Annotated in this window: 9 protein-coding genes; 1 reads left to right on the forward strand and 8 read right to left on the reverse strand. The window is 48.8% G+C overall.

Annotation, left to right across the window (positions count from 1 at the left end; genetic code table 11):
* Positions 1-3: 3 nt before the first annotated feature.
* From FHW36_RS10975 to FHW36_RS10985, 3 genes are all read right to left on the reverse strand, one after another.
* Positions 4-3,237, reverse strand: coding sequence for a TonB-dependent receptor (locus tag FHW36_RS10975; RefSeq protein ID WP_145667220.1), 3,234 nt, complete (start codon positions 3,235-3,237; stop codon positions 4-6).
* 105 nt (positions 3,238-3,342) lie between these two features.
* On the reverse strand, positions 3,343-4,317 hold the full coding sequence (locus FHW36_RS10980; protein WP_145667224.1) for a FecR family protein: 975 nt from the start codon (positions 4,315-4,317) through the stop codon (positions 3,343-3,345).
* 101 nt (positions 4,318-4,418) lie between these two features.
* Positions 4,419-6,275 (reverse strand): sigma-70 family RNA polymerase sigma factor, encoded by a 1,857-nt coding sequence (locus FHW36_RS10985; RefSeq protein ID WP_145667228.1) that lies wholly within the window; start codon positions 6,273-6,275, stop codon positions 4,419-4,421.
* Positions 6,276-6,612: 337 nt separating this feature from the next.
* Between FHW36_RS10985 and mgtE the strand changes: the two genes are divergently transcribed.
* Entirely contained in the window at positions 6,613-7,995 is a 1,383-nt protein-coding gene (gene mgtE / locus FHW36_RS10990) for a magnesium transporter (protein ID WP_246121132.1), read from the forward strand.
* 3 nt (positions 7,996-7,998) lie between these two features.
* Here the strand turns inward: mgtE and FHW36_RS10995 are convergent, their stop codons facing one another.
* The 5 genes from FHW36_RS10995 to FHW36_RS11015 all read right to left on the reverse strand — a co-directional run bounded on the left by FHW36_RS10995 (position 7,999) and on the right by FHW36_RS11015 (position 18,445).
* Entirely contained in the window at positions 7,999-10,137 is a 2,139-nt protein-coding gene (locus FHW36_RS10995) for a ligand-binding sensor domain-containing protein (protein WP_145667231.1), read from the reverse strand.
* A 10-nt stretch (positions 10,138-10,147) separates the two neighbouring features.
* Positions 10,148-12,394: a glycoside hydrolase family 20 zincin-like fold domain-containing protein gene (locus FHW36_RS11000; protein ID WP_145667234.1), complete on the reverse strand. Its 2,247-nt coding sequence runs from the start codon at positions 12,392-12,394 to the stop codon at positions 10,148-10,150.
* Positions 12,395-12,488: 94 nt separating this feature from the next.
* Complete coding sequence (locus FHW36_RS11005; RefSeq protein WP_145667237.1) at positions 12,489-13,961, reverse strand: SusD/RagB family nutrient-binding outer membrane lipoprotein; 1,473 nt, start codon at positions 13,959-13,961, stop codon at positions 12,489-12,491.
* Positions 13,962-13,979: 18 nt separating this feature from the next.
* Entirely contained in the window at positions 13,980-17,444 is a 3,465-nt protein-coding gene (locus FHW36_RS11010; RefSeq protein ID WP_145667240.1) for a SusC/RagA family TonB-linked outer membrane protein, read from the reverse strand.
* Between the two features lie 20 nt (positions 17,445-17,464).
* Entirely contained in the window at positions 17,465-18,445 is a 981-nt protein-coding gene (locus FHW36_RS11015) for a FecR family protein (RefSeq protein ID WP_145667243.1), read from the reverse strand.
* Positions 18,446-18,519 lie beyond the last annotated feature (74 nt).

The following is an 18,519-nucleotide window of genomic DNA, read 5'->3' on the forward strand; positions in this document are numbered from 1 at the left end:
TCATTAGAAACTGTATCCCAGCGTGAAACTATACGTTCTGCCTGGCGTGAGGCGATGGTAAACATAATCTTTGCCTTTCTGATACATTAATTGCTTTGCGGTCCGTTGCTCTCCTGATGTTTCTTCTCCATCGCCATGATTAATATAGATCAATGAATAACTGTTTAACAGGTTGCTCACGTTGGCACGAAAGATCATTTTATCTTTCAGCAAGCGAACAGCTACCTGTCCGTCTAATGACTCCAGGGGGCGTTCGTACTGGGAAATATAAAAGTTCTGGTTAGGTACGAATAAGCGGTTAGTCACATAATTATACATCAGGCTCACAGATACGGGCTTGATATCGTAGTAGGCTCCTGCGTTGACCATCCAGTTGCTGGCGCCCTGCTGCGGCCTGTTTTCCCACTCGCCTATGCTTTGTACCAGCACCATTTTATTGGAGCCCGGAGGATCTTGCTGATACGTGATACTGGAAGCCTTTTTCACCCGTGCAAACAGCCGGGTGCCGTTGGCATATAAAGTAAGGTTCCGGATCACCGGTACCTGCGTAAAAGCCAGTGATTTGCGTATTTCCACTTCTATTCCCCGGTTCTCGGCCACATGGCTGTTACGCAGCGTGTAGAACCCACCGTTGAAGTCCTTAAAGATCTCCATAGGGTTATCTATCTTTTTATAGAAAAGGGATATAGACAAGATCTCCCCTGGTCCGGGATAATACTCATACCGGAGGTCCATGTGTTTGATACGCGTAGATACGATCGGGTCATTGCTCATGTATTCATCTCCTAATTCAAAATCATATTCCCTGAAAAAGGTCAATTCGCGTAAGTCAGGACGGATAATACTCTGGGCATATGATCCGCGGATATTCATTTTATTAGTGGGGCTGTAAGTTAGGCTGGCAGAGGGAAACAGGTTCCAGTTCTTTTCCCGGTTGTACAATGCGCTCAGGTCGTACGTATTGGCATTACCGATACTACCAATCACTTTTTCCAGCACTTCATTTACCTTATTCAGGTTATAATACTCTGCTCTCACTCCCCAAACCAACCTTAATTTACCTGCCAGCTTCTGATCAAACATGCCATATACAGCGTGTAACGTAGCAAAGCGATGGAAGTCATCTCCAAAATTATCAAAGGCAAACTTGTAATCCGGGTTGGCGGGATCAAAGAATGAAGGTACGGGCAGCGGTACTTTAGACACCGGGCCGCCAGTAGAAGCACGCGCCACATAGAAAGAGCGGTCTTTATACCAGCCTGCATACCCTGCTTTAAACGTGTTGGTTAATACGGTATTGCCTATATTAAAACGGAAAGGTATCTGCGTATTTACATCCCAGTTCAGGTCCGACTCATAAGCGTGTGTCCACCAACGCATAGCGCCATCGATCCCCCTGGCAGCGGGCGGGCCGGTCATCAGGTAAGGATCGGTAGTAATGCTATCATCCGGGGCCGGAGCATTCATGTGATGATTGTCGGGACGTTGCCGGTCCAGCTGCACATATGTGCCGGACCATTGTATTTTTATGCCTTTTCCACCGACGCTATGCTCGCCTTTCAACTGTGTTTGCCACAATCGGGTCCACTGCACATTGTCATAATACCCAGTTCTTTGTCCCTGCGTACCACCTATATCACTGAGCCCTTTTCCCAGGATCAGCTGTTGATCCAGTGTATTAATATATAAAGACTGAAGACTGATCTTATGTTTGCTGGTGGTATACCCTATGCCTGCCAGGAATCCCATATTGGTGGTGAAGCCATATTGATTTCCCCGGAAGATAATAGAGTCGTCACCGTTGATTTTGCTGGGATCATAAATAAAACCATCCCGCTGCGATTCTACCCGCTGGGTTTGCAACGTATTGCGGTAACTCACTGCTGCCAGCAGTCCCAGCTGACGGCTATTACTAAGGTTAGTAACGTGTCCCCAGGCCAGTTGGTAATTCTGTGAAGGATGGGCCTTCATATTATAGAGTCCCCAGTTGTTGTTCACCACCTGTCCTTTCTTTAGGGGATATTCATAGTTGCCGGTTCCCGGCTGAGGAGTAAGGCCGGCAGTTTCCGCCCGGATAGAAGCCAGATCTGGCCAGCCGAGCTTTCCGAAAAGTTCCCGGTGCTCTGATGGGCGTCCCAGGTATTCCTTGTCTAATTTCAGGCTGAGAAATTGTTTGCCGGTGGTGTTGTCGTTGATGCTACCTCCCACGCTGATAGTAAAGAAATTCTGCGTAGGAATAGCTTTCGTTTCCACGTTGACCAGTCCCCCACCGAATTCGGCGCTCATATCTGGCGTGATGGTTTTATATACCGTGATATTGTCGATGATATTGGAAGGGATGATATCGAAACTGAAATTCTTCCGGTTCAATTCTGTGCTGGGCATCAGTTGACCATTGAGCATGGCGCCGTTGTACCTTTCACTCATACCGCGTACCACCACATATTTATTATCCACCGTGGCTACGCCGCTTACGCGTTTTAATACTTCTCCCACATTCTTATCCGGTGTACGGGCTATTTGTTCCGCACTGATACCGTCTGTTAATGCAGCCGCGTTTTTCTGCCGGTTATACAGCGACGCTATGGATTCTCTTTTAGCCGTAGCATTGACCGTTACTCCTTTCAGGTTGGAAGCGGTGGCTGCCAGCATCACGTCTTTTATGGTGGCCTGGTCAGCTTTCACCACGATGTTGGCCACACGGGTATTGGTAAATGCCAGGTGGCTGAATTGTACTTCGTATATGCCTTCAGGTAAGGGAATAGTATAGGTGCCATCCACCCGGGAGGTGGTTACTTTAGTGCCTTTATTAACAGAGATGGTAACACCCGGTACCGACTCATTCTGGTCGTTAAAAATCCGGCCCTGTAGGCTGCCCATGGCGGATTTTCCGGCGTCTTCGTTTTTATTTCTTTTACTGCGGATAGCAATGATATTTTCTTTCAGCTCTACCTCCAGTGGTAATTGTTCATCTACCAGCTGTAAGAGCGCAGATAAAGACATGGGGCTTTTAGGAATATTCAGGCGCAGGGAAGCTACTTGTGCAGGGTCGTACAGGTACCGGTAATTTCCCTGCTGTTGTTGCAGCGAGGTAAGTATAGTGGCTACCGGCTGTTTGCCAACCGGCAATTTTACCAACTGCTGTAAGCCTTCCTGGTGCTGGGCATATAGCGTTGTTAAAGGTAGGAAAGAAACAAGACACATGATCAAAACGATACTTCGTACAAATGACCTCATTGATAGTATAGCTTTTATTTGTTTTTAAAAATGCCCCGTATGGGCAATAGTATAGCTGCTCAGCATATTGCTATGCTGTAGTACGTTACTTGTTGTATCAAAAATTTACTCTTTGCTGATCTTACACCCCGACGGTGTATAGGTCACCTGTAGCTGATGCACAAAGGTGATGGCTGCTACAATGGTTTTGAAATCATCTGATGTATTGAATGTACCTGAAACACGCTGCTGGCCTGCTGTTTCCGTTGCTGTCAATTGCTGGTTATACTGGTACGATAACCGGCGGCATACTTCTTTCAGGGTAGTATTATTAAAATAGATCTTATCTTTTATCCAGCCGGTAGACTGTTTTACCAGGCTATCCTGCACAGGCTCCATCAGCTGGTTACCTTCGAAATCCACTTTCATGCCGGGTGTGAGTATACGGTCGCCGGCGCCGGCGGTGGTAACCGCCACTTTACCTTCCAGCAGGCTTACGCGGATAGCGGTATCCCGTATGGTAAAGGCGCTGATATTAAAAGCGGTTCCCAGTGCGGTAGTGGTAATGCCGGCCGTGTGTACGCGAAATGGTTTGCTTTTATCGGGCGCCACTTCGAAGTACGCTTCTCCCAACAGTTCCACTTCCCGGGTAGCTTCATTATAATTATCCGGATAACGGAGCACAGCATTTTTATTGAGCCATATTTTGGTGCCATCGCCCATTACTACCGAACGGATCGCACTACCGCGGTTGTCCAGTTTCTTCCACTCCAGCCGGGCTACCTGGCTGACTGCCGCTTTCTTTTTACCGGCAGTCAGGAGGTAAAAGATGGCTGTTGACAAAACAAGTAAACCCGTACATACGGCTGCATACTTCGACCAGCTGGCCCGCAGCAAGCGGATCTTAGCCTGGCGGGGTAGCGTAATAGGTGGTGGTGTTATAGTAGCAGAAGGATTTTCAATGGCATCCTTCCATTTCGATTGTAAAAATCCATCCAAAATTGTATGATCACCAGCATCGAGGCAGGCTTCCACCAAGGTGCGCTCTTCGGCCGTGCATTGTTGTTTAAAATAACGTTCTAATAGTTGTTGTGTGATCACCTGTTAATATTTGAATGAATTATACAAACAGAACGAATGGCGATAAAAAAGTGAGGAGGAGAAAAAGGTGAATTCACATTTTGGTAACATTGGAGATAAAATCAGGGATGGGTAACCATTACCGGGTAGGCCATGGCACCGGGTGTAATGTGCTGCCTGGGCGCGTTTTGCTCCGTATGGGCTATACGGCCGCCAGGGGCGCCTATCTGCTGCAACGCCTTCGCCAGCAAAGGATCACTGGTATTGCCAAGTGGCTGTAGCGGCAGACTGGCCAGTTCATCTACCGGGTAAGCGGGCGCCAGGCCCTGGTGATAGCCACCGGCGCCAGTAGCATTTAGCAGCTTATAGGTAATGGGCATCAGCACCCAGGGAATTCGTTTGGGATTACGGGTATCCGAAATAGTGACCATGCCTTCATCTTTACCGAGGGTGGTGCCGCCTACCTGGATCACAGTAACATAGGGCTTCAGGTTGTTAACCACCATTTCAGCCGCAGAGGCAGTATGTGGGCCTGTCAATATATATACCTTATTTAAAGGCAGCTGTAGCGCCTTTACCTGTTCAAAGCTCACCGGGGTACCTTGTTCCGGTAACGACATCGCCCGTTCAAAAGTGATACTACGATTACCCAGCCGGCTATTACCGTTATATTGGGCAAAGATATCCGTGGGTTTAATATGGTTGCTCACCAGGGCGCATAGTACCGCCGCCATAGCCACACTTCCACCGGGACTATAGCGCAGGTCGATCACCAGGTGCTGAATACCCTGCTGATGATAGGTATTGAATGCCTGGAGCAACGCGGCTGATTGCAGGTCGTCGAAGTAATTAAAGCAGAGATAGGCAGCGGGTTGAGGTGTACCAGTAAGGATAAGGGATTGCTGTACCGCTGGTTCTTCCGTGACGCCCCCGCCTGTCACGGGTTGTTCGGTAGTTTCTGTAACCTTACCATCAGCAGCCTTATCTGCCATCTTTAGCTGGCCTTTACGGTCTTTGACCAGTGCCGACAACAGCGTAGGAGCATTGCCTATACTGAGCGTCTGCCCGTTGATACGGGTAAATAACTGGCCCCGTGCGAGCCCTTTGGACGCTGCCGGTGAACCGGGTTGTACGAGCTGGATAATTCCCAGCGCTCCACCTGGGGCTTTATCATCGCTTACCACCGTCACTTCCATACCGTATACGCTTCTTATACTGGCGGGGTAAGTATTCCAAACCGCAGGATCATATAAAAAAGAAAAACGGTCTGCCGCATTTTTTAATGAGTTAAAATAGGCTGGCGCTTCGCTGGAGGCATCAGGAGTGCTCGGTAGTCCTTCTTTCCAATAGTAGAACCATTGCATGCTATCCAATATCCAGCGGTTTACTTCCGCGGTAGTAACCGGGCCGGTGGGGATAGACGGCCCGTCATTTCCTTTGCGGCAAGACCATAATACCAGTGTGCCCACTAGTATCACGGTGGCGTTGCCAATTCTTTTACGGATAAAATGAGTAGCGGTTTTCAGATGGGTACGTACCGTTGTTACAGAGATGTTGAGCATAGCGGCTATTTCTTTATGGGAATACCCCGAATCGCGGAATTCGTATACGGTGCGGGGCTTGTCGGGTAATAGTTCGAGGATATTACTCAACCGGTGTTTCAATTGTTTATAATCGATATTGGTAACGGTTTCGTCGACACTGCCGGTGGAGGTATGCAGTATATCCTTATATGCCTGTGCACTGGTACTGGCCCTCCTGCTTTCATCGATGACTACCCGTTTGGCAATAACAAATAACAGGGGAAATATATCTTCCTGGTTACTATCAATGGTATCTATTTTTTCCCACAGGCGTAGAAAACATTGCTGGGTAATATCTTTCGCCCGGTGTGGGTCGCCACAGAGCTTATAGGAGAAGTCATAGACCTTCTGATAGTTAACATTATACAACTTGATAAAAAATACCGCTGCAGACATTAGGTTGAAATATGATAACCAAAATAAGCTGTTACTATTAACGCAATGTTAATGGCGGCGATTTTTTTTCAAGTCGTGTATTTATAGCTGGGTTACAATTGTTTAGAAACTATTATTTATTGATTCCGGTATTCCCGGTACAGCTATTCCGGCCAATAACCGGCCCAGGCATGGATGCTGTAACAGGAATCCGGGAAGTCTCTCTTCGGCCGCAACTAGTCAATGCAATATTGCAACAGGGCTGCTCACTTTTGAATTTTAAGGTAGAATTAATCCCAATCCTTACTGCAATTCAAACTGAAAACCATTAAATTGTATTGTTTAAACCCCTGTGGTTATGATGAATTTAAAAGAGATCAGCAAAAAAATCAGGCAAGGTGATTTTAGCAGTTTGTTAGGCCTGGACAACGGCAATAAATATGTTCATCCGGCCGAAGTGGCGCGGATGTTGGCTTCGGTGCCGGCTGACAACGCCGTGCAGGGCTTTATTGCCTTGCCGGCAGGAAAGGAAACGACAGTTTTTCCCTACCTTGAAGCTCCCCTGCAGCGGAAAGTGATTACCGCTATAGACAGGTCAAGGGCCTCCCAGATACTTAATGATCTCAGCTCAGATGACCGCGTTGCATTTTACTCTCTCCTGGGCGGGCTTGAACGTTCGGCTTACCTGGAATTGCTGAATCAGCAAAACAAAGCTGCTGTTCATGATATATTGGGCTACCCTAAAAATAGTGTGGCAAGACTCATCAACACCGATTTCGCCACTATCGAACCGGATATTACCATTGCCCAGGCCAGCGAGCACCTGCGAAAAAATCATCGGGACAGCGAAGCTGCCAACGTCATTTATGTGGTAGGAAAAGATGGAAAACTAATTGACGACATCCCGGTAAGGCGATTTGTGTTAAATGATCCCGGAAAAAAAGTATCTGATATCCTTGACGGTTTTTGTATATCACTCAAAATGACCGATACCAAAGAGGATGCAGTAGCGAGGTTCAAAGAATATGACCGGGTAGTATTGCCTGTTATCAACGATGATCATATCCTGCAGGGCGTTTTAACCGTAGACGATGTACTTGATGTAGCAGAACAGCGTGATACCAAAGAAATCCAGAATTTTGGTGGTGTAGAAGGGCTGGACTATCCTTATGTACAAACCAGATTTTTTTCGCTGATCCAAAAAAGAGCATCCTGGCTGATCGTACTTTTCATTGGCGAAATGCTGACTGCCACCGCCATGGGATATTTTGATACGGAAATCTCCAGGGCTGTGGTGTTAGCATTGTTTGTGCCACTCATTATTTCCAGCGGTGGTAACAGCGGGTCACAAGCGGCCACCCTGATCATCCGTGCCATGGCATTAAAAGAACTTACCATCAAAAACTGGTGGTTTGTGATGCGTCGTGAAATCCTGTCGGGGCTTACCCTGGGCTTCATTTTAGGTTGCATCGGCTTTGTACGCATTGCCGTTTGGCAAGAACTACACCTGTATAACTATGGCATTCATTGGTTCCTGCTGGCAACAACCATCTTCTTTTCGCTGATCGGCATTGTGATGTGGGGTACCCTGAGTGGCTCCATGATACCCATTCTATTGAAAAAAGTGAAGCTCGACCCGGCCACCTCTTCTGCGCCACTCGTAGCTACCCTCGTAGATGTGACCGGGTTGGTAATTTACTTTTCAATAGCTGCAGTCATATTAAAAGGCACTTTACTTTAATTATTATTCCAGCACTTTCAGGTAGCGTGCCATCCAGTAGGGCAACAGGAACTCATCGCCGGCCAGCTCTGATTCGCCGTTATGACCGCCATCCAGCGTAAACGCATTGGCATTATGCCGGTGTACAGGCAGTTCGTCGAGTGGCAGCAAAGTAGCTGTGGTCTGGTTGCGGAAATTGGCTGGCAGCAGTGTAATATCCTGGCGGTGACTATTCGTGATGGTCCAGGTGATCAGATCCATGGGGAAGGTTTGCAACCACCAGGTAGTAGCTGTGGCATCAAAATCGCCGGCAGTAGCCATAGTAATGAGGTTCCACAGTGCATTCTTTTCCGGCCGTTCCATTTGCCAATGATTACGGATAGCTGTTTTATATTGTTCTTTCAACTCCGGCGTAAAGGCATAACGGTATAGTACCCAATAGGTAAGAAACGCCATTTCATCATCAGAATGGTTCCAGCCGCCGTTGCCCATGTCGATGCCCATATGCAGGTAACCCGGCGTAGGCTTGATGGTATGGTAGTCGACAAGTATATTTTTCAGGTAACCATGTTTCTTTATCAGGTCATAGGCAGCTGTTTTATAGCGCTCTTTACCGGTGAGCGCATAGGCCAGTTGCAGCCCCGCCATGATGGTAGTGCTTCCCAGGCGGCGATCGCCGATGGTGGCAGGATACCAGTTGATGTATTCCGGTCCCCAGCGGCCCCAGAGCGTAGGCTTATTATCGATATCCGTGAGGGTATATTTATGGTCGAGGATATGCGTCATGATCTTATCAATGAAAGCAGTAACCCGTTGCTGTTCTTCCGGTGTTTCGGCCACCATTTCGTGTAGCACAGCCGCTATCCAGATATAGGCCACAAATTCGTCGCTGCTGGTATGTCCTTTCCATTCCCATTCGGGGTCTGGCGAATCTCTCCATCGTTCCGGATCTGAATTTTTGTAGCCTTTTCGTTCGAAGGTACGGGAAGGAAAACCGGTCAACTGGTTGACAGAAAGGATTCTTTCAAAGGCTTCAAAGGCTTCCCAGGCATAACGTTTGGCCGCCGGCTCTTTGGTAGTAGCATAGCGGAATGCCTGGCTGCCCAGGTAGAAACTGGTCCACAGGCCGTCATTGTCGGTATCGGCCATTTGGGCGGTACGTTCATCACCGGGGGGATCCAGCTGTAGGTTAGCGATGAATCCATAGCGGATATGTTTCTCGCGGATCTTGCGCTGGAAATAAGCTGCTTTCTGTGCCAGTGTTTGCCGGTTGAAGGTAATTTTATTGAGACCTGTACCGGTTAGCACATATACATCACCGTTACTATCCACAGTCATGCTTTTTACACTGTCCTGATCCAGCCAGCGGCGGGAGGCAAAGTACCGGCAAGCGCTGTCACCTTTCAGGAATGCTCCCTGCGGGGTACCTGCCCATACCTGTCCATTTACGATGAGTAATTGCTCAATATCGGTAACGGGTATACGCAATTGCAGCGATAAGCTGGTATCCCCGCTGCGGCGATTCACCGCGTAGTACCCATGATGGGTGCCCAATACAATATCCTGCCCGCTGAAAGCCATGGCGGTGGCGTTGTTTGTGCGGTGTATGGGAATAAACCGGTTATCTTTCAGCTGGTATACAGCTTTAGGCGTTAGTATAAAAAATTCGCCACCATTCGCTTCCATCGAAGTAACCCCTTCGGTAATATCGGGCAATGATATTAATTTTCCATTGTCGGCAATGGCCATGACCTGATCGCCGGCCAGCAACATGCGGCCATTCACGTCTACTGCTACACGCTTAAACTTTCCGGCCGGGAGATTGATGTAAGGAATGCCGGCGTAGCCGTTGGTCAGGCATTTGTCGGCATACAGGTAGTATAAATGCCCGCTGCCTTCGCGGATGGTCACATCCACCGGGATCTTCTGTGCGAGGGGGCGAAAACGCAGGTCCCGGACCAGCTCCTGCCCGCTGAGGCGATAAAAGCCTTCTTTGGTGAGCACCTGCACGTTATCATTGTAGTCGTTGACTACCTTTACCATATGCAAGCCTTGCGGCACGATATATTTTACAGACATCGCCTGCGTAAAGGGATCATCGGGCGTAGCCCAGGCGGAGCATGACAGTAGCAGGCCTGTGGCCAGGTAAATAACTTTCTTCATCCGTATGCATTTATAATTTAATCAGCCACACTTCGGTGACCCTTGAATGTTGGCGCCAGTTCAGGTGTTCTTCGTCGATGTCGTCCCAGGTGAGTAGCAGCGTACCGGTTTTTGTCAGTTCCGCAGGTACCGGGAATTCCTTTAGCTCACCGATACCTTTGCCATACAGGCCGGGCGGGAGTCGCACGCCATTGGCTTTCAGCAGGCTTTCTCCATAACCGGTTACCCTCACTACATACCGTGCAGTGGTGTCGAGATGATCGTAACGCAATGCCGACGGCCAACGCAGGCTCACCATCCACGACAGGCGTTTGCGGCTATAGCCGCTCTCCCACCAGTCGAAGCCCGGCGTATCGCTGCGGCGCACGAGCGGATCGGTATGTAAATCTTCCGGCCGGAGTACATGGGGAGATTTGGAAATATTGGCTACTGCATCGTAAAAGCTGCCCGGGCCGGGGTTTTCCCAGCGCGCCAGCGTATCCAGCGCTTTACGTTGTGCCGCTGCCGGTAGTGTGCGGATATATTTGAATTTATCTTCCAGCCACCAGCGATTGTTCAATGGCCGGTCGAGGAAGTCGAGCACCGCTCCCCTTTCCGGGCCTGCGGCTTTGTATTTGGCCACGCTGGTTTGCAGCGCAACAGACTGATACAGCGCCTCGCATAAATCGACGATACGTTGGCGCCAGGCAGGCTCTACTACAGTATCCGCCTGCCGCAATATCTTTTCTGCGCGGGACATTACATCGCCGCTATCCAGCAGTACCTGGTTCACGGCGGCTTCCAGCGCAGCATCCCGGATGGCACGCCGCCGCGTATAGGCGTCGTAGTAAGCCCTCTGCAGGCACATTTGCCAACGCCAGTTGGTGCTGAGTTCCGGATGCTGCTGTTCCAGCTGCTGCCACCATCCAAGGGTGGTAGCAATACCGGCGTTGCCGGCAATAGGCCCTTCCCAGTTCTTTTCCAGGGCCAGGATTCCCTCTGCTGCGGCATCCCTGGCGGTAGAGCCAAAAAAGAAATTGGCGTATTGTTGTATGATGTCACGTATATCTGCCTGGCTATTCCAGCCCAGCAGGCTCCAGGTCATTTTATTGATGTCGTCATGGGCGCCATCGGAATAACTGATAAATCCATCCATCACAGGTGCTATAAACCGGTAGATGTTGGCATAGTACTGCGGTTGCGGATTCACCGGTTCCCGGCCCAGGGTAAACGCAAAGGCCGGATCCCACCATACCACGGGGTAGTCGCAGCGTACGGTGTGGGTAATATCAGGATAATGGCGGATTTTATAGCGGGCCGGCAATGCTGCCCGCGTATCTTCCAGCGAGGGACTGGAGGGACCTACCACAATCCCTCCCAGCCACCGCGGCTGGTGTTGGGTGATATAGGAATAAACGAACGTACAGGCATCGGGGGTAAAGCCCTGGAGCGATAACCAGATCGATGCTTTTGGGTGATATTTTTTCAGCCGGGGTGCCAGCTCTTCGAGGAAGGGCAGTACCTGCTGCGGGGTATTGTCGCCTGGATCGCCGCCCGGGAAGAATACGGCATCCAGCCGGGGCGACTCCCGGAAGAGGGAATCGAATTGTAAAAGAAAATGATTTCTTTTGGTGGTATCCTGCAAATCAAAGGTGGCGGGCGTCCACACGGAAAAGTCCAGGTCGTATTTTTTACAGTATTCGCTAATGCGAAGATTCATATCGTGGGAAGGGAGATGGAAATGCGGTGATGGCGGCATAAAGGGAATGGCCTCTATACTGTTGGTACCAAAAATGGCGAGTTCGCGGATATAGCGTTCGTATTGTTCCGGCGTCCATCCATCGTAGGAGTTAGCGAGGTTACGGTAACCAATCTGGTGGCCGCGGATCGCCTTTTCCGGCGTAGCCGCCACATTAATCTCATCTGCCAGCTGTACCTGTTGCGGCAGGTAGGTCATGGTACGCAGGAGGTATCCCACGCCGTACAGCAAACCACGTGTATCCGGCGCCGTTATCCTGATCTGCCGGCGGCCTGCAGCCGGAATGTATTCAACATGATAAGATTCGGGGGCTCCCGGCGCTAATGTGAGCAACATCACATCGCCGGTTGATGGCATCCTGGCGGCTATAGGCCAGGAAAGCCCCGTACGGCGCTGTACTTCTTCCTGCAATACCTGCGCAGCAATCTGTTTGTCTTTACAAACAACAGTAACATCCTTCCACACAGTAGCGGCGCACAACAGCGGAACCAATAGCAATAAAGTAAGGAATCCTTTCATTATTTCACTCAGAAAAGTGTAACAGGAATAAAGTATAGGAATAGCAGAACAACTACAACCCCACACTGAAAGCATGGGGCTATAGATAATCAGGTTATTTCAGGTACCACATCAGGGTAGTCTGCTTATCCGGACCGAACTGCGTTAACGCTTTCAGGTATTCGTCGTTGTTGGTATCACGTTCCCCTGTCGGATAAATATAACGTTTGGGCAAGCTGGTGGAGGCAGACAGCGGGCCTAGTACGAACTTGGGGAAACCGGTACGACGGTTGTCGAACCAGGCTTCCGCTCCTTTCAGGAACCCGGCAATCCATTTCTGGCCTATCAGCTGTTCCAGTGTACCGTTGTACTTTACAGACGGCTGATCGTAGTAGTGGGCATCGGTAGCCGCCTGGTCAACACCATAGTATTTCATGCTGGCGCCAATACCATCGTAGTAGAGGCTTTCAGCAGTTTTGCCTGCTACGGTTATTTTTCCGGCCTGTACACATTCTGCCAGGATGAAGCATACTTCTGCATAAGTCATCATGGTAGCTTTCACCATGGGATGACTGTTACTTTTAAACATATCAGACAGCCGGGAAATATGAACCGTTCCACCGTTATAGTCATAAGGCGCAGGGATAGCGTTCGGAACGCCGACATAAGGCTTTGTATCAACGGTTCCTCCCGAAAGCGAATCTACTTTGGCGATCCAAACGCCCAGGCGGGGATCGTTGCGTTGTTGCAGCGCATCTACGATTTCCTTACTGGGTTTACGCTTATTGAACTCCTCGAAACCATTGGCCATGGGACCTCCGGGCCAGCTGTTAGCGCCTACGTCTCCCAGGTACTTTACTTCTGCATTGTCTGCATTGCTTTCAAAGATGGGATACTTTACCTTATCATTGATAATGGCCTGCATGTCGGTAAATGCGGGCACATAACTCTTTGAGATGCGCAGTAGCATTCTTAACCGGAGCGAGTTAGCAAACTTACGCCAGAGTAAAGGATCGCCGCCATACATCACATCTGCGGTAGCATCTACGCCATTCGTCAGCGTAGCCAATTGGTCGTTGGCATCTTTAAGTGATTGAAGCAAGGCAGGATATACTACCTGCTGCTGGTCATATTTCGGATGCAGGATACGGTCCTCTTTCAAACGCAATGCCTCGGTATAGGGGATGTCGCCAAACAGGTCGGAGAGATAGGCAAAGTTAAATGCCTCCAGTATCTTTCCTACCGCTATGTATTGTGGAACGTTTTGCTTTTTGGCCTGGTCCATCATTTCATAGTTAACCGAAAGTTTGGCGTAGTTACCGTCCCAGCTCTGCGGACCCCAATCGAATTTGTCGTTGCCTTCGTTACGCACCATCGTGATGTAACGCCCCGCAGATGCAGGCTTATCGAAGTAGGCATCTTCCTGGTAATCATAAGCAGTGTTGATCAACGAGGTAGACAACAGGAATTCAGGGTTGATCACCTGCGACTTGTTTGGGTTTACGTTGATGTCTTCCAACCCCTTCTTACAAGCAGAGGAAAGTATCACCAGGCAAAACAGTAGATATATAACAGGTATGCGTTGCATAACCAACTATTTATTAGTTTAAAAATTGAATCCCAGTTTTACGCCATAGGAACGGGTATATGGCAAGCCCCAGCTGGTAACACCAGGCGAAAAGCTGCCGTTGGCAATGGTCATAGCCGTTTCAGGATCATAGCCTTGCTCAGCAGCGGTCCAGGTAAACAGGTTCCTGGCAATGAATGCAATGGAGAGATTGTTTATAGGCGCTCTGCCCAACACTTTCTTCGAAAAGTTGTATGTCAGGGAGGCCTCTCTCAGCTTCACGTAGCTGGCATCGAAAGTAGAGCGGCTATTGAAACTCCAGTAGTATTCGCCGTAGTAATTTTCCGGGTCCGTTACAACATCATTGAGTTTATATTTACCGGGACTTTCTTCCACATATCCAAACAGGATCATTCCGTCGGTACGGTTGTAGGTGCCATCGTTCCAGGCCAGTCCACCGGTTTGCGGATCACGGCCATGGATGGTTGTTTGCGTACGTCCGTCACTCAGGAGATTTTTAGCTACGTAGGAGAAGAACTTTCCTCCCTGGCGCCAGTCGATCAGCAGATTCAGCGTAAATCCTTTGTAGGTAAAGGTATTGGTGATCCCTACCATAAAATCGGGATTGTAGTTACCTATTTTAACATAGTCATTTACTTTCTGATAGCTACCGTCGTTGGCCAGCAAAGGCTGCCCTTTAAACTCTCCGTCTGGCACCGTGGCCCAGTTCTGGGCATACATATCGCCCATTTCTGTTCCCTCTGCTACCTGGAAGCGGATACCTTCTGCACCACCTACAAGGTAGTTGGTAATACCCGGCATCAGCTCAATGATCTTATTGCGATTCTTGGTGTAATTAACCTGTAAATCCCAGCGGAAGGCGCCTTTAACCGGGGTGGCATTCAACCCGATTTCAATGCCTTTATTTCCTACCTTACCTGCATTTGTCAACAGGTTGCTATACCCTGTAGCCATTGTTACCGGAATCCGGAGAATCTGGTTTTTGTTGATGGTATTATAGTAAGTGATATCAATCCCCAGTCTTCCGTCCAGGAAACGAACATCGGCCCCGAACTCATGAGAGGTGGCAATCAGGGGTTTCAATTTGTTATTCAGCAAGGCATTGTCAATAGTGGCACGCTTCACACTTCCCCAATCCTGTCCAAAGCCAAAGGTATTGTACAGGCTATACGGATCTGTATCTCCGCCCACCTGCGCCCAGTTAGCCCTCACCTTGGCAAAAGAAAGTATGTTTGATTTGATATTGAACATATCGGTCAATATCAGGCTGAGTGAAGCAGAAGGATAGAAATAGGAGTTATTTTCAGGAGGCAAAGTACTTGACCAGTCGTTGCGGGCGGTCAGATCGAGGAAGGCATAGTTACGGAAAGCTACCTGTCCCATGCCGTATACGCTGTTAATACGTTTTGTAAAACGATAGGAGTCGTTGAATACAGTGCCTGCTTTAGCATTTGAAATACTGTATACGCCGGGCATTACCAGGCTTTCTGTTTTCTGGGTAGTACCAGCACCGGATTGGTTCATCCTGTTGGCGCCGCCAGATACTGAGATAAAGAAATCCTTGTTGACTTGCTTCTTATAGCTCAACAGGAAATCTGTATTCTGCTCCCGGAACGTTTCCGTTTCGATACCGTAGCCACCATTGGGATTCTTAATGGCGCTGAAGGCACGCTTACTTTCCCGGTATTCAGAATAGTAGTCCATACCGGTACGGGCCATGAGCGTCAGGTCTTTAGTGATATCTATATTCAATTCCACATTTCCCATGATACGATCACGGTTATATCCATTGGTCAGCTCATATGCTACGAAATAGGGATTATCAGTAGACCCCGGCACATGTGAGAACTGCTGCAGTCCTTCTTTTCCAGGAATCCAGTAGTTGCGGAGCTTCCTGATATCTACATTGGGCGTGGTGGTATATACAATGCTGGATACACTTCCACGGTTGTAGGTAGGCCTGTTGTTGCTCGTGTTTTTCGTATAGCCGATATTGGTGCTCACGCGTACTTTCGGGTGCAGCGTATACCCGGCGGACAGATTAATAGTATTTCTTTTCAGATCGGTATTAGGGGTAATCCCTTCATTGGCAAGATTAGTATAAGACAGGCGGAAGTTACCATCTTTATTATTACCGGTTACGGCTATATTATTAGTCAGGGTAGAGCCGGTACGGAAGAAATCTTTATGGCGGTTAGGATAAGATACCCAGTCTGTAGGAATAGGATTACCATTAGCATCCAGGGGACTATCCCATTGTACATGTTTGGTACCTACATCGAGGCGCGGGCCCCAGCTGGCTTCTGAGATGGTTTCATCGGAACCGGTACGGTCGCCTGCGCCAAATTCATTCTGGAATTTAGGGAACAGGGTAGCGCGGTCGAACAGGGCACTGGAATTAACAGCAACACCCAATCCTTTTTGGGCGCCACTTCCTGATTTGGTGGTAATCAGGATCACCCCATTGAGTGCGCGGGAGCCATACAGCGCAGAAGCGCTGGCTCCTTTCAGTACGGTCATACTGGCAATGTCGTCGGGGTTGATATCAGAAATGGTGCTGCCATAATCCACCACCACCTGTCCTACCGGTTGTTTGGGCGCGCGTACAGCAGGTGCAATGGGTACACCATCTACTACATACAGAGGTTGATTATATCCGTCCAGTTTACTTTGACCGCGGATCACCACCAGCGAGGTGGCGCCGGGATCAGAGCTGGTGCTACGTACATTCACCCCTGCTACTTTACCGGACAACGCATTGGCAACGTTTACGTCTTTTACGGTATTTACCTGGTCGCTTTTCAACGTGGCGATAGAATAACCGAGCGCTTTTTCCTGGCGTTTAATACCGAGGGCGGTTACTACTACATCATCCAGGCTGCGTACTTCAGGACTTAGCTGTACCAGCAAAAGGCCGCTACCTGCCGCCAGTTCTTTTGCCTGGTAGCCTACGTAGTGAAATACCAGTATAGCATTTGTACCAGCAACCTTCAAAGAAAAATTGCCCTCTGCATCAGTAGCGGTACCGTTGTTAGTGCCTTTTTCGCGTATGCTTACGCCGGGAACAGGATTTCCTTTTTCATCGGTCACCTTTCCTTTTACAATTTGCTCTGCTGCTTTGATGTTGGTGGCAGGCGCGGCATCGGCGCTACGAATGGCATAGTCATGTTCACTTAACCTTACTGCCTGCAAACCCAATGGCAGCAATGTTTTGCGGAGTTGTGCTTCGAGATCGGCCTCTTTCCCGCGGGTATTCTTGTTGGTTACAAATTTACCGGCTACCTGTGCGGGGGCATAGTTAAAACTGACACCATAACGTGTTTCCAGGTTAGCCAGCATTTGCTGTAAAGGAACTGATCCTGCTTCCCGGGAGGTGTTACCACTGCTGACCATTAATTGCTGTGCATCGGCACTGGTGGCCCAAAGCAATAATAGCAGCATGACGCTCCAGGGAGCATAAAGCTTCGTAAAGCTCTTTTGCATAACTGTAATTTTTAAAAACTTTATTCAAAAATGATGACTGAATTGTTTTGTTTCATTTTCAGCTGATGCACTGTGACGACCGCCTGCAGTAATATTCCCGGGTTACCTGCGGGTGCAGAACCGGTGAATAACAGGCTTTCCATTCTTTTATCCCTGAATTGAATACGATATCCGTAAAGATCTTCCAGTTGTTGTGCTACCTCAGATAAGGAGGTATTGTTAAACACCAGGCGATGTTGTTTCCAGGCTGTTAGTTGCGCCGGATCTGCGTGTAGCCGTTGAGAAGCGTGTTCTCTGAATTGCATCATGTCGCCCGGCAGCATTTTCAGGCTATCATTAACAACGATCTTTCCTTCTTCCAGCAACACATTAATCGTATGACGGCGGTTATATACATTAAAGGCCGTACCCTTTACTTCTATGATAACATCCGGCAGCAGTACCCTGAACTTAGGATGCAATCCTGCAGGCGCTTTGGATACATTAAAATAGGCCTCTCCTTCCAGGCTCACGGTCCTTACCTGTTCTTTCGTCCACTCCGCGGGATAGCTTACCGCCGAATTAGCATTGAGCTGTACCACAGAACCATCCGGTAAATGGATGGTTTTAGTTTCTCCAAAGCCGGTATGTACATAAATCTTTTCCGGTGTATGATTTCCCTGGTAATACCATACCGCTATAAATAGTATCAGTGCGGCGGCTACTGCACTAACGACATACCCTATACGTCTGATCCAAAGCCCGTTATTTTTTTTAACGGATTCGTCCAGCAATTGATCTATCTGCAGTTTTATGTCTTCCATTTCACGAGGGCGTACTTCGTTGGTACGAAACCGGAGCGCCAGCACCATAGCCCGGGCTTCCCGTAACAAGGCTTCCTTTTCGGGATGAGCCGCCTGCCAGCTTTCCCAGAAAGCCCGGTCAGTACCGCCTTCCAGCACCCATTCGCAAAATGAAACATCTGCTGCAAAATCAGCAGCGTCATACACATTGTAATCCATAAAAATACCTTGTACTATTAAGAAGAGTCAAAAAAAGGGCGGATGCCCTCAGGAAAAAGAAAGAATTTTTAATT

The organism is Chitinophaga polysaccharea, from assembly GCF_007829335.1.
In the GTDB taxonomy this organism is placed as follows: domain Bacteria; phylum Bacteroidota; class Bacteroidia; order Chitinophagales; family Chitinophagaceae; genus Chitinophaga; species Chitinophaga polysaccharea_B.

Bases quoted from the DNA above. Each gene is read 5' to 3' on its own strand.
- FHW36_RS10985 (WP_145667228.1), bottom strand. From the start codon at position 6,275: ATGTCTGCAGCGGTATTTTTTATCAAGTTGTATAATGTTAACTATCAG.
- FHW36_RS11005 (WP_145667237.1), bottom strand. From the start codon at position 13,961: ATGCAACGCATACCTGTTATATATCTACTGTTTTGCCTGGTGATACTT.
- FHW36_RS11010 (WP_145667240.1), bottom strand. From the start codon at position 17,444: ATGCAAAAGAGCTTTACGAAGCTTTATGCTCCCTGGAGCGTCATGCTG.
- FHW36_RS11015 (WP_145667243.1), bottom strand. From the start codon at position 18,445: ATGGATTACAATGTGTATGACGCTGCTGATTTTGCAGCAGATGTTTCA.
- FHW36_RS10995 (WP_145667231.1), bottom strand. From the start codon at position 10,137: ATGAAGAAAGTTATTTACCTGGCCACAGGCCTGCTACTGTCATGCTCC.
- FHW36_RS10975 (WP_145667220.1), bottom strand. From the start codon at position 3,237: ATGAGGTCATTTGTACGAAGTATCGTTTTGATCATGTGTCTTGTTTCT.
- mgtE (WP_246121132.1), top strand. From the start codon at position 6,613: ATGATGAATTTAAAAGAGATCAGCAAAAAAATCAGGCAAGGTGATTTT.
- FHW36_RS11000 (WP_145667234.1), bottom strand. From the start codon at position 12,394: ATGAAAGGATTCCTTACTTTATTGCTATTGGTTCCGCTGTTGTGCGCC.